Here is a 15,000-nt window from a genome sequence, read left to right on the forward strand (position 1 = left end):
GGGGTCGCGAAGACAACCAGGAGGTTGGCTTAGAAGCAGCCACCCTTGAAAGAGTGCGTAATAGCTCACTGGTCAAGTGATCCTGCGCCGACAATGTAGCGGGGCTCAAGTACACCACCGAAGCTGCGGCATTCACGCAATAGCCCCCAGTTGATCCAAGGATTTTCTGGCAGGTGTGTGGATGGGTAGGGGAGCGTCGTGTGGCCATGGAAGCGGCAGGGTGACCTAGCCGTGGAGGCCACACGAGTGAGAATGCAGGCATGAGTAGCGAAAGACGAGTGAGAAACTCGTCCGCCGAATGACCAAGGGTTCCTGGGCCAGGTTAATCCGCCCAGGGTGAGTCGGGACCTAAGACGAGGCCGACAGGCGTAGCCGATGGACAACGGGTTGATATTCCCGTACCCGTGTGAACGCGCCCATGGTGAATCAGTGATACTAACCATCCTGAAGCCACGAGAAGACCTTCGGGTCTCGAGTTGGTGGATGCATGGGACCTGATCTGGTAGTAGCCAAGCGATGGGGTGACGCAGGAAGGTAGCTGAGCCAGTCAGTGGTAATACTGGTGTAAGCGTGTAGGGCGTGACCTAGGCAAATCCGGGTCGCACATAGCCTGAGACGTGATGCGTAGCCGATTGAGGCGAATTCAGTGATCCTATGCTGCCGAGAAAAGCCTCTAGCGAGCTTTCACACGGCCCGTACCCCAAACCGACACAGGTGGTCAGGTAGAGAATACTAAGGCGATCGAGATAACTATGGTTAAGGAACTCGGCAAAATGCCCCCGTAACTTCGGGAGAAGGGGGGCCCTGTCTGGTGACGACATTTACTGTCTGAGCTGGGTGGGGCCGCAGAGACCAGTGAGAAGCGACTGTTTACTAAAAACACAGGTCCGTGCGAAGTCGTAAGACGATGTATACGGACTGACGCCTGCCCGGTGCTGGAAGGTTAAGAGGACCGGTTAGTTCCTTCGGGAGCGAAGCTGAGAATTTAAGCCCCAGTAAACGGCGGTGGTAACTATAACCATCCTAAGGTAGCGAAATTCCTTGTCGGGTAAGTTCCGACCTGCACGAATGGCGTAACGACTTCTCAGCTGTCTCAACCGTAGACTCGGCGAAATTGCATTACGAGTAAAGATGCTCGTTACGCGCGGCAGGACGAAAAGACCCCGGGACCTTCACTACAGCTTGGTATTGGTGTTCGGTTCGGTTTGTGTAGGATAGGTGGGAGACTGTGAAACGGTGACGCCAGTTATCGTGGAGTCGTTGTTGAAATACCACTCTGATCGAATTGGACCTCTAACCTCGGACCATGATCTGGTTCAGGGACAGTGCCTGGTGGGTAGTTTAACTGGGGCGGTTGCCTCCCAAAATGTAACGGAGGCGCCCAAAGGTTCCCTCAGCCTGGTTGGCAATCAGGTGTCGAGTGCAAGTGCACAAGGGAGCTTGACTGTGAGACTGACAGGTCGAGCAGGGACGAAAGTCGGGACTAGTGATCCGGCACCGGCAAGTGGAAGCGGTGTCGCTCAACGGATAAAAGGTACCCCGGGGATAACAGGCTGATCTTCCCCAAGAGTCCATATCGACGGGATGGTTTGGCACCTCGATGTCGGCTCGTCGCATCCTGGGGCTGGAGTAGGTCCCAAGGGTTGGGCTGTTCGCCCATTAAAGCGGCACGCGAGCTGGGTTTAGAACGTCGTGAGACAGTTCGGTCTCTATCCGCCGCGCGCGTTAGAAACTTGAGGAAGGCTGTCCCTAGTACGAGAGGACCGGGACGGACGAACCTCTGGTGTGCCAGTTGTTCCGCCAGGAGCACCGCTGGTTAGCTACGTTCGGAAGGGATAACCGCTGAAAGCATCTAAGCGGGAAGCCTGTTCCAAGATGAGGTTTCTCACCCCCTCGAGGGGGTAAGGCCCCCGGCAGACCACCGGGTTGATAGGCCAGAACTGGAAGTGCAGTAATGCATGCAGGTGACTGGTACTAATAGGCCGAGGACTTACCACAAAGAAGCTACGCGTCCACTGTGCGGTATCTGAAACAACACACAGATACTGATGAGAAACCCTGTTTTCTCCATCCCCCAACACCAGAAACTGGTGTTGACGGGTGGTGAAACCAGGTGATCAGAAGAAGGTTACTGTGACAGTTTCATAGAGTTACGGCGGTCATAGCGAAGGGGAAACGCCCGGTCCCATTCCGAACCCGGAAGCTAAGCCCTTCAGCGCCGATGGTACTGCACTCGACAGGGTGTGGGAGAGTAGGACACCGCCGAACACACATTAGAGAAGCCCCCCAACCAGTACTGGTTGGGGGGCTTTCTCGTACCCAAAACACCCCCGACTTCGAGCGAACGGCCCTTTCGTCGCCTCAGATCGACCGAACGTACCGTTCACACCATCAAAGGGGCGGGCACGCCGCCAGCACCCCGGCATGGAGTGAACGACACGCTCACCCTCTTAGGCGAGGGGAACGGTACGTTCACGCGATCCGCGAAAAGCGTGCGCGCACCACAAGTCTCGTCAGTCGAAGGTCAATCTCGACACCAACCTGCCACGGAACCCGTCGAGCGTGGCTAGGCTCGGAAGAGGTGCCCCGTGTGATCGGGCCCACCTCACCTGTGCACGCGTGATGACTACGGAGGCTTCGATGACCGATATTCTCGACCGCACCAAAATCTATGTTGATGGCGCCTGGATCGAATCCACTGGCAGCGGTCGGATCGACGTTCTCAATCCGGCTACCGAAGAGCTGATAGGAACTGTCGCCGAAGGCACTGTCGAAGATGTCGATGCGGCCGCGAAGGCAGCACGAAAGGCTTTCCCCGCTTGGTCTGCACTATCCGGCGGCGAGCGAGCCGAATATCTTTCCAAAGCCGCGGCGATTATTGCCGAACGTACCGATGATCTTGCGGCGCTGGTTTCGCAGGATATGGGCATGCCGATCGGATTCGCGAAGCCCGTGCAAATCGGAATGCCGCTCGCGAATTTGAATGCATTTGCCGAATTGGCTCGCACTTATGATTTCGACGCTCACGAGGTCGGGAATTCGCTGATTGTTCGCGAACCTGCGGGTGTTGTCGGCGCTATCACTCCCTGGAACTTCCCGCTCCACCAAGTTGTCTTGAAGGTTGGCGGTGCGCTCGCGGCGGGCTGCACCGTGGTTCTCAAGCCCACCGAGGTTGCGCCACTCATCACGTACGCTCTCGCTGACATCTTCGACGAAATTGGTTTGCCTGCAGGTGTATTCAACCTGGTAAGTGGATACGGCCCGGTAGTGGGTGAAGCCATCGCCGGCCACCCGGAAGTCGACATGGTCTCCTTCACCGGGTCGACTCGGGCAGGCAAGCGAGTGGCCATCGTCGCCGCGGACACCATCAAGAAGGTCTCGCTCGAGCTGGGTGGCAAGTCGGCGAACGTCATTCTCGACGACGCCGATCTCGAAAAGGCTGTCACGGACGGCGTCGCAAAGTGCTTCATCAACTCGGGCCAGACCTGTTCGGCGCTGACGCGTATGTTGGTTCCCGCGGAGAAGGTGGATGAGGCAGCGGCAATTGCTGCTGCGGTCGCCGCTCATTTCCCGGTAGGTGATCCGACTCAGCCGACTTCGGTGCTTGGTCCTCTGGTGAACGCGAATCAGCTGGGACGCGTTCGCGGATACATCGAGAAGGGTGTGTCGGAAGGTGCCACCGCGGTTGTCGACGGTCGCGAAACCGGTCTGGCCAGTGGATATTTCGTCGGTCCGACGGTGTTCGCGAACGTGACCGAAGACATGACCATTGCGCGCGAGGAGATCTTCGGACCGGTCCTCTCGATCATGGGCTACAAAGACGAGGCCGACGCAGTGCGGATCGCTAACGGCACCGAGTACGGACTGGCCGGTGGCGTTTGGTCAGGTGACCCCGATCGCGCGGATCGCGTCGCGCGGCAACTGCGTGCCGGGCAGGTCGAGGTGAACGGCGGCGCCTTCAACACGAATGCTCCGTTCGGTGGGTACAAGCAGTCGGGCGTCGGGCGCGAGGCCGGCACGTTCGGGCTCGAAGAGTTCCTCGAGATCAAGGCGATTCAGAGATAGTTTGTTCGAGAATGGCGATGCTCCCGTACCAAGTGCGGGAGCATCGCCATTTTTGTACCCGGATCAGGACTTGGCGGCATCCAAATGCTGAGCCGAGATGTTCGCCAGATGTGTCAGGTCCGAGGCCACGGTCGCGAACGTGTAGCCCTCCCCGAGCCGTTGTGCCGCAACCTGACCGGAAGGTGTGTGGATTCCCGCAGCGACTCCGCTGACGGCGGCAGCTTCGCGCACCCTGGTGAGCGCTGATTCGAATTCCTCGGCGACGTCCGGATCGTTGGAGTGCTTACCTCCGACGGCGATTCGTAGGTCGGACGGCCCGACGTACACGCCGTCCAATCCGGGCACTGCGCAGATCTCTTCGACGTTCGCCAGACCCTGTGGGGTCTCGATCATCGCAAATACAACGGTGTCGCGGTTCGCGTCGGCGGGAACGGGGCCGATACGGAGTTGCGAGCGCATGGGTCCGTAGGAGCGGATGCCGAAAGGCGGATACTTGGCGGCTGCCACGGCGGCCGCTGCCTCTTCGGCGTTGTTGATCAGCGGAACGATGACGCCCACAGCGCCCGCGTCGAGTGCACGGCCGATGGGCGTCGGATTGTTTGCCTCGACGCGCACCATCCCGACGGTGGACGGTGACGAGTCGATGGCGGTGAGCCCGGCGACCATCCCCGAATAGCCGATCAGGCCGTGCTGCATGTCGAGGGCAATGTAGTCCCAGCCGACGTGCGCGATCCATTCGGTCGAGATCGGGCTGTCGATGACGGACCAATATCCGAGTATGCGTTCGCGTCCTCGGATGCGTGCGGCGAATTCCTGTGCTGACATAGTGAAGAACTCTTCCTGATGAAGGTCGGGTGTTTCAGCGGTTGTAGTTGGGCATGGGGCCTCGTAGGGCGGCACCGACGAGATCACACTCTTCGACGGTCGAGGCGTCGAGTGGACCTCGCCCGATGGCCGCGATATTGGATTCGAGGTGCGTTACTTTGGATCCTCCGAGGAGCAGCGATCCGGCGACGGGCTTGCTGACCAGCCAGCGCAACGCAAGCTCGGTCAGGGAGATGCCCGACTGCTCTGCGATTGCCGTCAGTTGAGCGATCGCGTCGAATATCTGTGTGTTCCAGTATCGCTCCTTGTACATCGACGCAAGACGTGAGTCGCCGAATCGGCCGTCGGCGGGACTTTCGTCGAAGGTGTGGCGCCCCGTGAGCAGGCCCCCACCGAGTGGGTTGTAGACCATGGTGGTCAGTCCGGTCACGTCCGCGAATTCTGCGTATTCTTCTTCGATGCGACGCGCGAGCAAGTTGTAGAGCTGCTGTGCGACGATCGGTCGGGGAGCTCCGACTGTGTCTGCGGTGTAGTTGATTTCACTGATTTGCCACGCTGCGAAGTTGGATACGCCGAGTGTGCGGATCTTGCCCTCGGCAACCAGTTCCGCGACGGTGGTGAGAGTTTCGGTCAGCGTGACGGTTCGGTCCGGCTGATGGAGATAGAACAGGTCGACGTAGTCCGTGTCGAGTCTGCGCAGGCTTCCTTCGACGCTTGCTCGGAGCCCCTCTGTCGAGAGTGGGCTGTTGTCGCCGGCATCGGGATGCGGCATTCCCGCTTTGGTGGCCAGAGTGACGGAATCGCGTCGGCCGTGGAGCAGCTTTGCCAGCATGCGCTCGGACTCGCCGCCCGCATAGCCGTTGGCCGTGTCGATGTGAGAGATACCGGCGCCTAGTGCTGCGTCGAGCATCGATCCGGCGCCCGATATGTCGACCGTGTCTCCGAATGTCATGGTGCCGAGCACCAGTTTCGGAAGCTCGAGTGGGGCGGTCATCAGGCAACTCCTCGTGATTCGGTCTGCTTGGCTAGCAAGTTCTTGGACAGGGCTGCCACCACGTGGCGTGGTTTGATGCCGACCATGGTGGTGGGATCGAGAGCAGCGCCTCGTAGTGCGCGGGTGTACGGCTCGCGCGGACTGGCGAGAACTGTGTCTGTGGAACCGGATTCGACGATGGTTCCTTTCGACATCACGACTACGGTCTCGCTGATTTCTCGGACGACGCCCAAGTTGTGTGAGATGAAAACGTACGTCAGACCGGTATCGGCCTGAATTTCACGTAGGAGCTCGAGTACCTGCGCTTGCACCGACACGTCGAGAGCGCTGGTCGCTTCGTCGCAGACCAGGATCTCGGGTCCGCTGGCAAGTGCACGAGCAATTCCGATGCGCTGACGTTGGCCTCCCGAGAACTCCGCCGGACGCCGGTGTAGTGCCGAGCTGGGCAAGCCAACGCGATCGACGAGTTCTGCTGCTGCCTTTGCACGTTCAGACTTGCTCCGAACACCTTTGAGGCGCAGTGGTTCTCCGATGATGTCCTCGGCAGTCAGATGAGGGTCGAGCGATCCGTACGGATCTTGGAACACCATTTGAACGCGAGAGCGGTAGGGGCGCAGCGACTTCTCCGACATCTGCGCGATGTCATTGCCGTCGACGAGAATGCGTCCACTGGTCGGTGTGAGGAGTCGGACGATCGATCGAGCGATGGTCGACTTGCCACATCCGGATTCGCCGACGATGGCCAAGGTCTTGCCCTTTTCCACCGAGAAGCTCACAGCATCCACGGCTCGGAAAACTCCGTCGGGAACCGGATACTCGACCACGAGATCTTCGACGGCGAGAAGTGGCGTTTCGTGGCGGGTCATGCCGAGGCTCCGATCTGTGTTGAACGGGCGGGGTCGCCGTCCCAAGGCCCCAGTTGAGGTATGGCGTCGAGAAGCTTTTGTGTGTAGGCGCTTTGCGGTGAGTCGACGAGAACGTCGGCACTACCGGTCTCGACAAAACGTCCGTCCTTCATCACGTAGATGCGATCGGAGACCAACCGCGCAACTCCGAGATCGTGAGTGATGACCAGCATTCCGATGCCGGTGCGCTCCTGCAACTCGAGCAATAGATCCAGAATCCCGGCCTGAACGGTTACGTCCAGTGCGCTGGTGGGTTCGTCGGCCACGATCAGTTCGGGGCCGGCAGCAAGAGCGCCGGCGATCAGGACGCGCTGCAACATTCCACCCGACAGTTGATGCGGGTACTTGTCGAGTTGCTGATCCGGATACGGAATGCGTACCTGCTCGAGCAGTTGCACTGCCCGCTCGATTTGTTGCTTCTTCGCGGTCACACCGCTGTGGCGCACTGCTTCTCGAAGTTGGCTGCCGATGGTGTGGACGGGACTCAGAGCCGTCATCGGGTCCTGGGGGATGAGCGCGATGTGTTTTCCGCGAATATCGTTCAGGATCTTCGTGTTTCCGAGAATGTCCTGACCCTTGAACACGGCTTTCCCGGAAAGAACCGCAAGATCGTCCGGAAGCAGTCCGAGAATCCCCATGGCTGTCGTCGACTTTCCGGAGCCGGATTCACCGATGATGGTGACGGTTTCACCGGCGTCGATGCAGAAGGACACGCCGTCGACGGCTCGGATGACGCCGTTCGCCGTGACAAGTTCGATCTGGAGATCGTCGACCCGTAGTAGATTTCCCATGTCTCACGCCTTCGCTTTCTGGGCGCTGCCACGCCCGAACAGGCTTGCGCCCAGTCGTTTCGAACCTGCAGGACGATCGCGCAGACCATCGCCGAGTAGGTTCACTCCGACGACCAGCAGCACGATCATCAGACCGGTCAACGTGACGATCCACCATGACGTGGTGATGTAGTCCTGGCCGTCGGCGATGATTCGTCCCCAGGTAGCGAATGGACGTTGCGGTCCGGCGCCGAGGTAGCTCAACGAACTTTCCAGCAGTACGGCCTGCGCGAGCAGCAGCAGGACGACGAGCGATGCCTGCTTGACGATGTTGGGAATGACGTGACGAAGCAGGATGGCCATGCGGGTAAGTCCGAGGACTCGAGCTGCAGCTACGTAAGGCTTTTCGCGTTCGACGAGTACCAATGAGCGAGTCAACCGTGCGACTTCGGGCCACTGTGCGATCGCGATGACAAACGTGATGACGGGAATGGACGGGCCGAACAGCGCAACAACGAGAAGCAGCATCATCAGCAGAGGCAGAGAAAGCTGTGCTTCGAGTAGGCGGGAGATCACGGTGTCGACCCAACCACCGAAGTACCCCGCGGCGGATCCGGCGACGATGCCGATGACGCCGGAGACGATCACGGCGAGAATACCGATCGTCAGAGACACCTGGCCGCCGTGCAGGATCCGTGAGAGCAGATCTCGTCCCAACTGATCGGTGCCGAACAGATGGCCGTCGGTGAGGGGCGGTAGCCGTCGACTGCTCAGGTTGGTCTGGTTCGGATCTGCAAGGGGGAGCAGCCCGGCCAATGCAACAGGAAGAATCACCAGGAGCGCGCAGATCGAGCCGGCCCAGATCTTGACTCGGCTGTCTCGCTTACGGCGCGTGGCTCCGGCGCGTGCGAAGTCTGCCTCGGTGACCGCGCTGGCGCGTGGAGTTGTTGGAGGTTCCAAGACGGTAGTCATCAGTTGGCGCCCTTTCCGAGTCGCACGCGTGGATCCAGGAGGGGGTAGAGGAGGTCCACTGCCAGTTGCACGAGCACTGCGAGAACCGCGGTGACAAGTACGGTGGCCTGGATGAGCGGGTAGTCGCGAGTCTCGAGTGCGCGGACCACCAGCGAGCCGACACCAGGCCAGGCGAACACGACCTCGACCACCACGACGCCGTTCAGCATTCCGGCAAATCTGGTGCCCAGCGCGGTGACGATCGGAATCGCCGAATTGCGCATCGCATATCGCCAGGTGAGTTCGCGTTCCGATACTCCGCGAGAGCGTGCGACGGTGATGTACGGAGAAGCGAAGGCCGAGACCATTTCGCGTCGAACCATCCGGGAGATCAACGCGATCTGAAGGATGGCGATGGTGACGGTAGGCAGGATCAACGACGGCCATGTGGTGAAGCCGGCTGCCGGGAGTACTGGGATCAAGACCGCGAAGATCGTCACCAGCATCAGGCCGCTCCAGAACTCCGGCATGGACTGCCCGCCGACGGCTACGACGTTCGCACCGAGTTCACGTCTGGTGTCCGCGTGACGGGCCATCCACACGCCCAGCGGAATCGAGAGCACGGCGGTCAACAGAATGGAGCTGACGGCAAGGGTGATGGTGTACGGGAGACGGCCGAGGACAACGTCCATGGCCGGCGCCTGGAACGAGTACGACGTGCCGAGATTCAGGTGGACGAGGTCCCACAGGTAGATCAGGTATTGGGAGAACACCGACTTGTCCAAGCCCATGTCAGCACGGATCTGTGCGAGATCCTCGGTGCTGGCCAGCGGTCCGGCCAAGGCGTAGGCAGGATCGCCGGGTGCCATTCGGATCAGGACGAACACTGTTGTGAGCGTGAGGAAGATCGTCAAGGCGCTCTGTGCCAGACGTTTGAGCACGTATTTGACGGTCGGGTTGATCCGTGTGCGTCGACGCGGAGAGATTCCGAGAGCGGTTTGCGGTTTCGGAGCGGTGAGAGTCATCGCCTCAGGCCTCCAATCGGACGGCGCCGAGGTCGTAGGAGTTGATTGGGGTCAGTGAAACATTTTGTACACGAGTGCGTTTCGCAAGGAGTGCGTTGGGTACGAAGCTCCACAGGCAAGGCCAGGTGTTCCAGATGTCTTGTTGTGCGGCGTCGAGTAGAGCGGCGCGCTTGGTCGGGTCTGGTTCACTGGATGCGGCTTGGATCTTCGCGGTGATTTCGGGGAAGACGTACCCGTGATAGGTGTCGCGAGTTGCTTCCTTCTCCGCTGTGCCGGCGTACATCCCCTGCAACGTGGTCAGTGCAAGTCCGGTCTGGTTGCCGTAGCCGTTGCCCAGCACATCCCAGTCGCCGGTCTTGCCCTGGCGCCAGGACGAGATGTCACCGCCCGGTTCGAACTGCTGGAGTTTGACGCGTACTCCCACGGCCTTCATCATTTCGAGTACCGATTCCATCACCGAGACGTCGTTGGTGAACTCTCCGGTTTCCCAGATGAAGGTGAGTTCGAGGTCGTCGGCGCCTTCGGCCTCGAGCATTTGCCGCGCTTTCCGTGGATCATATTGGTAAGTGCCGGTTTTCACGGCTCCGTCCAAGGTCGACGGTGCGGGGCCGGTGGCCGGGACTGCGGAACCGATCAGCACGTCCCGAGCGAGTGACTCACCGTCGATGGCATACGTGAGAGCTTCTCGGACACGCGGATTGGACAGTGGGTGATCGGCGGGCTTGCGGAAGTTGAAGAACAGTTGGTTGATGCGTGTGCTCGGTACTGTGTCCACCTGGACACCAGGCAGATCGGCGAGTTGTTCGGCGGAATCGGGACTGATCGAGTCGATGACGTCGACCTCGCCGCTCCGAAGCGCGACGACGCGGCCGGCCTCTTCGGGAATGAAGCGGACCTGAACACGACGAACGCCGGGGGCCGGGCCCCAGTAGTTGTCATTGGCGACAAGTGTGTAATCGCCGGTGCCCCGGTTCGATTCGCTGACGACGAACGGTCCCGACCCGATTCCGCTCTGCAGTTCGTTGGGTTCGTTGGCAGCGGCCGGGGTGATCAAGATGTTGGACATGAGCGAGTCCAGAACCGGCACCGGGGAATTCGTCCGAAGGATGAAGGTGCGATCGTCGATGGGGACGACCGTCGGCCACTCGGGGAACTGCGGTGCGACAAACGATCCGCTGACCTGCTGGTACATCTGCATTGCCGTCGTGACGTCGTCGATCAGCACAGGTGTGCCGTCGGAGTAACGGATGCCCTCGCGGAGTCGAACCGTCCACTCGGTCGGGCCGGTCGATTCGAACCTGTCAGCGAGAACGAGTTGCGGTGTCAGATTGTCGCCGATCCGGGTGAGACCTTGTCTGACGCCACGTTGAGCCGTGACTGCTGCGTCGAATTGATTGAGTTTGTTGTCGAGGCTGACGAGCGAGCGGTTGAGCCCGAGCACCAGGGTGTCCTGTGTCGGTTTCCCGGTAGGGCCGGCGCACGCGGCAGTCGTGCCCAGAAGCGTTGCGCCACCGATCAGCCCGGTGAACTGCAGAAAGGATCGCCGGGAGAGCTGTGGTGTTCGCAAACGAGTATTGGTCATCGGTGACCTTTCGATCCTGACGGGGCAGCGTGGGGGCGACGCTCCGAGCGGACTGTTGGTGAACAATCGCGTCGGGCTCTCGCTTGTAACTCAGCTCACAATGGCACTGTTGCGCACTTCGCGCAAGTCCCGTAACTTCGATTGCGTACTTCGCGCATCGGTTGCGATGCTGTGCATACTCGATTCAGACCGAAAGGGGGTCGAGGAATTCGATGAAACCACTGGTAATCATCGCTGATGATCTTTCCGGAGCAGCGGAGTCGGCCGCAGGATTTCTGCTCCGCAGTTCGGGCATATCGCTTCGGCTCGGCCCAGATGCGCCCGACGGATCAGGAGTGACGGTTTTCGATCTGCACTCACGGCGATCCGACCCCGCCAGAGCCTCTCGGGACGTGAGATCAGTTCTGCAATCGTCTGACGGCTCCGAGATCGTCAAGAAGATCGATTCCCTGCTCAGGGGCAACATAGCAGCGGAGGTTGGAGAACTCTCCCGCGACGGATCTCCGGTCATCGTCGCCGCCGGACTGCCCAGACAAGGGCGCACGGTGCAAGACGGCGTGGTGTTGGTCGATGGGGTTGCGTTGCACTCCACTGACCTGTGGCGCGCGGAGTCGAAGCCGACTCCTCGGTCGATTGCAGAGGCGCTCGGCCCGTCGGCAATCACTTCTGGCGTATCGCTGGATGACATTCGCTCCGGGCGTTTGAGCCAGGTTCTTGCGTCGATCTCAGAAGCCGGGTCGGTGGCGATCTGCGACGTCGAGACCGAGAGTGATCTGGAACTGATTGTGGCTGCAGCACAGGAGGTTCGGGGTTCTCGATTGGTAGGAACCTCGGCGCTCGCGATGGCAGTGGCACGACGAAGAACCGTGCAGTCACCCGGCGCGTGCCCATCTCTTCGTGTTTCTCGATTTACCTTGGTCGTCGTGGGGACGGCGGATGCGTCTGCCGGGGACCAAGTGGCATTGCTTCGGGATTCAGGGGCGCACCATATCGAAGTGAACAGTGCTGAGCTGCTGGCGCATTCGGTCGATCCGCTTCCGATTCTGAACGCACTGGATCGCGGAAACGTCGTGGTTTCGGTAAGTGGACCTGTCGTGCCTGCAGAATCCGTCCACCTCGTTTCGGCTCTCGCCGATCTGATCGCTGCCGTCGATGCAGGATTCTCCCACGACGATTACCCGATCGACCTGGTACTTACCGGTGGCGAAACCGCGCGCAGCGTTCTCGACCGCCTGCGGGTCGACACGCTGTCACCGATTTACGAAATCGAACACGGCGCCGTACTTTCCGTCGATCGCACCGGACGGTACATCGTCACGCGGCCAGGCAGTTTCGGGAATGCACACAGTCTTTTCTCCATAACGAAGTTTCTCGCGCAACCCACCCCGGTCGCCGCTCCGGACAGTCCGCCTTCAGTTACTCCTTCAGACAACGAGGTCAATCCCATGTCAATCGAATCCACTCCACTGCCGCTGATTGCTGTCACGATGGGCGACGGCGCCGGCGTCGGACCGGAAGTGATCGTCCCCGCACTCCTCGACGGTGAAACGAGAAAGCGTTGCCGCCCTGTTGTTGTCGGCGACGCGAAGCGTTTGCGATTGGCTGCCACGGTGCTCGGAATCGACGTCGACGTGGTCGCGATCGAGGAGATCAAGGATGCTGAATTCATCGATGGACGGATCAACGTCATCGACCTGGACTTGCTACCCGAGGATCTCGCCTGGGGTGAACTGTCGGCAGTCGCGGGGGATGCGGCCTATCAATATATCCGCGTCGCAAGCGAACTCGCCGTACGCGGTGAAGTCCAGTCGATCTGCACGGCGCCGCTGAACAAGGAAGCGCTGCATGCGGCAGGACACATCTATCCCGGACACACGGAATTGCTTGCGCACCTGACCGGTACCGAGGAGGTGTCGATGATGTTGTCGACCCCCAAGCTCAAGGTGATTCACGTGACCACTCACATCGGACTGCTCGATGCAGTTGCCAGGATCGAGCCCGGCCTGGTCGAGAGGACCATTCGTCGAGGTCACGAAGCTTTGGTGCGCACGGGCAATCCATCTCCGAAAATCGGCGTGTGCGGGATCAACCCGCATGCGGGGGAGAACGGGCTTTTCGGGTACGGAGAGGAAGAGCAGAAGATCATTCCCGCCGTCGAACTCTTGAAGGCAGAAGGAATCGGCGTCCACGGCCCACTGCCGGCGGACACGGCATTCTTCCTCGCTGGACGTGGGGACTACGACTTGATCGTTGCGATGTACCACGATCAGGGGCACGGCCCGGTCAAGGTTCTCGGGATCGAGGCCGGCGTCAACATCACCGTCGGGTTACCTGTCATCCGTACCTCCGTCGATCACGGAACCGCTTTCGATATTGCAGGTAAGGGCATCGCCGAGGCCGGTAGTATGGTCGAAGCGCTGCGGCAGGCGGCCGAATTGGCAACCAGCACATTCGTTTCCAAGTAAGAACCACGGTTTGTAGGGGGAGGAGCGATGGCCATCCGGGAGTCGGAGGCGAGGCGGTCGGAGATTGCGAGGCTCGCTCGCACCAGCGGTCTGGCCAGTGTCGAGGATCTGTCTGCCCAATTCGGGGTGACTGCATCCACGATTCGTCGCGACCTGAGTCAGTTGACTGCCCAGGGAGTAATTGCTCGAACGTACGGCGGGGCGATTGCTCTCAACCCTCATCCGGAATCCTCCTTGCGTCAACGCGCAATGGAGGGATTCGACGCCAAACGGGGCATCGCCGAATGGGCTGCTGAGCAGGTTCGGCCCGGGGAAACCGTACTTCTTGATGCAGGTACCACCGTCGGGGCGATGGGAGAGTTCTTACGTCACGTGACGAATTTGACGGTGATCGCTGCAGGGCTTACGGCGCTCGAGGCGTTAGCCGACGCTGATGGTGTTCGAGTCGAATGTCTCGGGGGGACCCTGAGGCAGCTCAGTCAAGGATTCGTCGGGCCACTGGCGGAAGCGTCGCTGCAGCGGGTGTCGTTTGACAAGGCATTCCTCGGTGCCGATGCAGTTACCGCTGACCTGGGTATTTGTGAAGCTGAGCTCGATCAGACCCGGCTCAAGGAAATGATGATCGAACGTGCCGGCGAGGTCTACATCCTCGCCCACTCCGCCAAGCTCGGTGAACGCCCTTTCCATGCGTGGGCGCCGATACCGCCGGGGGCCGTGCTGGTTACCGATGCTGCAGTAGACGCAAAGCAAGTCGCGTTGTTCGAGGATGCAGGTATCCGAGTCCAAGTGGTGTGAGTTCCCGCTGCGTGCCGATCCGGCCACGGTGTCCGGCGTCACATGATGTCCGAATTGGTGAAAATCGACTGAAACGGGCAATCTTGCTGGGGAAATGGACACCTCCGAGTCTCTGACCTGTGGATTTGTCAAAGACTTCGGCGGACGCGTAACTTATTCCAAGTCAGAGCGACACGGACACCGACTCCCACCTGCGAGGGTGAGTGACACGAGGTTGTACGAAGTGCCTGACCAAAATCTGAAGTAGTTTCCATCGTGTATGGTTGTGCTTCACCTCCAGTTCTTCCCCGAATGTTCAGCGGTTTGCGCCGATGATCATGATGGGATAGGCTGGAAAAGTTGCCCCGGAGCGGCGGCCATAGGGTCGTGGTGATGGTGTGTGCGTGTTCTTTGAGAACTCAACAGTGTGTCGATGAATGTCAGTGCCAAATTTTTTTGGTACTTCACATCCGCGAATGATCAACCGCCTCTTGGGGTTTGGTTGGTTTGTGTGTGGTGTGAGTATTTTTCGTCGGTGATTGTTCATTCTTCCGTCTGAATGGTTGCCGACACATTTTTTGCTAGTTGAGTTTTTTTGCTAGTGATTTGACTCTTTTTGTCTATGACTGATTAGCCGGCCTTCG

10 protein-coding genes and 2 rRNA genes (1 of these 12 cut by a window edge) are annotated in these 15,000 nt (G+C 59.8%); 5 read left to right on the top strand and 7 right to left on the bottom strand.

Annotation, left to right across the window (positions count from 1 at the left end; all coding sequences use genetic code 11):
* From AOT96_RS13305 to AOT96_RS13315, 3 genes are all read left to right on the top strand, one after another.
* A 23S ribosomal RNA gene (locus tag AOT96_RS13305) occupies window positions 1-1,998 on the top strand (it extends 1,137 nt beyond the left edge of the window).
* Between the two features lie 153 nt (window positions 1,999-2,151).
* Window positions 2,152-2,268, top strand: a 5S ribosomal RNA gene (rrf, locus tag AOT96_RS13310).
* A gap of 372 nt (window positions 2,269-2,640) precedes the next feature.
* Window positions 2,641-4,065, top strand: a complete 1,425-nt coding sequence (locus AOT96_RS13315) for an aldehyde dehydrogenase family protein (RefSeq protein WP_007732506.1) — start codon at window positions 2,641-2,643, stop codon at window positions 4,063-4,065.
* A 63-nt stretch (window positions 4,066-4,128) separates the two neighbouring features.
* Here the strand turns inward: AOT96_RS13315 and AOT96_RS13320 are convergent, their stop codons facing one another.
* From AOT96_RS13320 to AOT96_RS13350, 7 genes are read right to left on the bottom strand one after another with little or no spacing between them, the layout of a single operon-like run.
* Window positions 4,129-4,890 (bottom strand): HpcH/HpaI aldolase family protein, encoded by a 762-nt coding sequence (locus tag AOT96_RS13320; protein WP_007732505.1) that lies wholly within the window; start codon window positions 4,888-4,890, stop codon window positions 4,129-4,131.
* A gap of 34 nt (window positions 4,891-4,924) precedes the next feature.
* Window positions 4,925-5,884, bottom strand: a complete 960-nt coding sequence (locus AOT96_RS13325; protein WP_042926594.1) for an aldo/keto reductase — start codon at window positions 5,882-5,884, stop codon at window positions 4,925-4,927.
* Window positions 5,884-6,750 carry an ATP-binding cassette domain-containing protein gene (locus tag AOT96_RS13330; protein WP_007732503.1) on the bottom strand — a complete coding sequence of 289 codons (867 nt, stop codon included), beginning with the start codon at window positions 6,748-6,750 and terminating at the stop codon, window positions 5,884-5,886. Before AOT96_RS13330 ends, AOT96_RS13325 begins: the two co-directional genes overlap by 1 nt.
* A complete protein-coding gene (locus tag AOT96_RS13335) occupies window positions 6,747-7,580 on the bottom strand; it encodes an ABC transporter ATP-binding protein (RefSeq protein WP_007732500.1) in 834 nt (277 codons plus the stop codon). Before AOT96_RS13335 ends, AOT96_RS13330 begins: the two co-directional genes overlap by 4 nt.
* Before the next feature lie 3 nt (window positions 7,581-7,583).
* Window positions 7,584-8,531 (bottom strand): ABC transporter permease, encoded by a 948-nt coding sequence (locus tag AOT96_RS13340; protein ID WP_003941426.1) that lies wholly within the window; start codon window positions 8,529-8,531, stop codon window positions 7,584-7,586.
* Complete coding sequence (locus AOT96_RS13345) at window positions 8,531-9,535, bottom strand: ABC transporter permease (protein ID WP_007732496.1); 1,005 nt, start codon at window positions 9,533-9,535, stop codon at window positions 8,531-8,533. Before AOT96_RS13345 ends, AOT96_RS13340 begins: the two co-directional genes overlap by 1 nt.
* A gap of 4 nt (window positions 9,536-9,539) precedes the next feature.
* Window positions 9,540-11,117 carry an ABC transporter substrate-binding protein gene (locus AOT96_RS13350; protein WP_007732494.1) on the bottom strand — a complete coding sequence of 526 codons (1,578 nt, stop codon included), beginning with the start codon at window positions 11,115-11,117 and terminating at the stop codon, window positions 9,540-9,542.
* Between the two features lie 212 nt (window positions 11,118-11,329).
* On the opposite strand from AOT96_RS13350, the gene pdxA reads away from it, so the two are divergent.
* Window positions 11,330-13,582: a 4-hydroxythreonine-4-phosphate dehydrogenase PdxA gene (gene pdxA / locus AOT96_RS13360; protein WP_065351851.1), complete on the top strand. Its 2,253-nt coding sequence runs from the start codon at window positions 11,330-11,332 to the stop codon at window positions 13,580-13,582.
* 27 nt (window positions 13,583-13,609) lie between these two features.
* Window positions 13,610-14,377, top strand: coding sequence for a DeoR/GlpR family DNA-binding transcription regulator (locus AOT96_RS13365; protein WP_003941419.1), 768 nt, complete (start codon window positions 13,610-13,612; stop codon window positions 14,375-14,377).
* The last annotated feature ends 623 nt before the right edge of the window (window positions 14,378-15,000 follow it).

Source organism: Rhodococcus sp. 008 (assembly GCF_001682295.1).
GTDB lineage: Bacteria > Actinomycetota > Actinomycetes > Mycobacteriales > Mycobacteriaceae > Rhodococcus_F > Rhodococcus_F qingshengii.

What these genes read in the sequence shown, in the direction of transcription:
- AOT96_RS13345 (WP_007732496.1), bottom strand. Translation starts at nt 9,535, where the DNA reads ATGACTCTCACCGCTCCGAAACCGCAAACCGCTCTCGGAATCTCTCCG.
- AOT96_RS13330 (WP_007732503.1), bottom strand. Translation starts at nt 6,750, where the DNA reads ATGACCCGCCACGAAACGCCACTTCTCGCCGTCGAAGATCTCGTGGTC.
- pdxA (WP_065351851.1), top strand. Translation starts at nt 11,330, where the DNA reads ATGAAACCACTGGTAATCATCGCTGATGATCTTTCCGGAGCAGCGGAG.
- AOT96_RS13320 (WP_007732505.1), bottom strand. Translation starts at nt 4,890, where the DNA reads ATGTCAGCACAGGAATTCGCCGCACGCATCCGAGGACGCGAACGCATA.
- AOT96_RS13315 (WP_007732506.1), top strand. Translation starts at nt 2,641, where the DNA reads ATGACCGATATTCTCGACCGCACCAAAATCTATGTTGATGGCGCCTGG.
- AOT96_RS13335 (WP_007732500.1), bottom strand. Translation starts at nt 7,580, where the DNA reads ATGGGAAATCTACTACGGGTCGACGATCTCCAGATCGAACTTGTCACG.
- AOT96_RS13350 (WP_007732494.1), bottom strand. Translation starts at nt 11,117, where the DNA reads ATGACCAATACTCGTTTGCGAACACCACAGCTCTCCCGGCGATCCTTT.
- AOT96_RS13340 (WP_003941426.1), bottom strand. Translation starts at nt 8,531, where the DNA reads ATGACTACCGTCTTGGAACCTCCAACAACTCCACGCGCCAGCGCGGTC.
- AOT96_RS13325 (WP_042926594.1), bottom strand. Translation starts at nt 5,884, where the DNA reads ATGACCGCCCCACTCGAGCTTCCGAAACTGGTGCTCGGCACCATGACA.
- AOT96_RS13365 (WP_003941419.1), top strand. Translation starts at nt 13,610, where the DNA reads ATGGCCATCCGGGAGTCGGAGGCGAGGCGGTCGGAGATTGCGAGGCTC.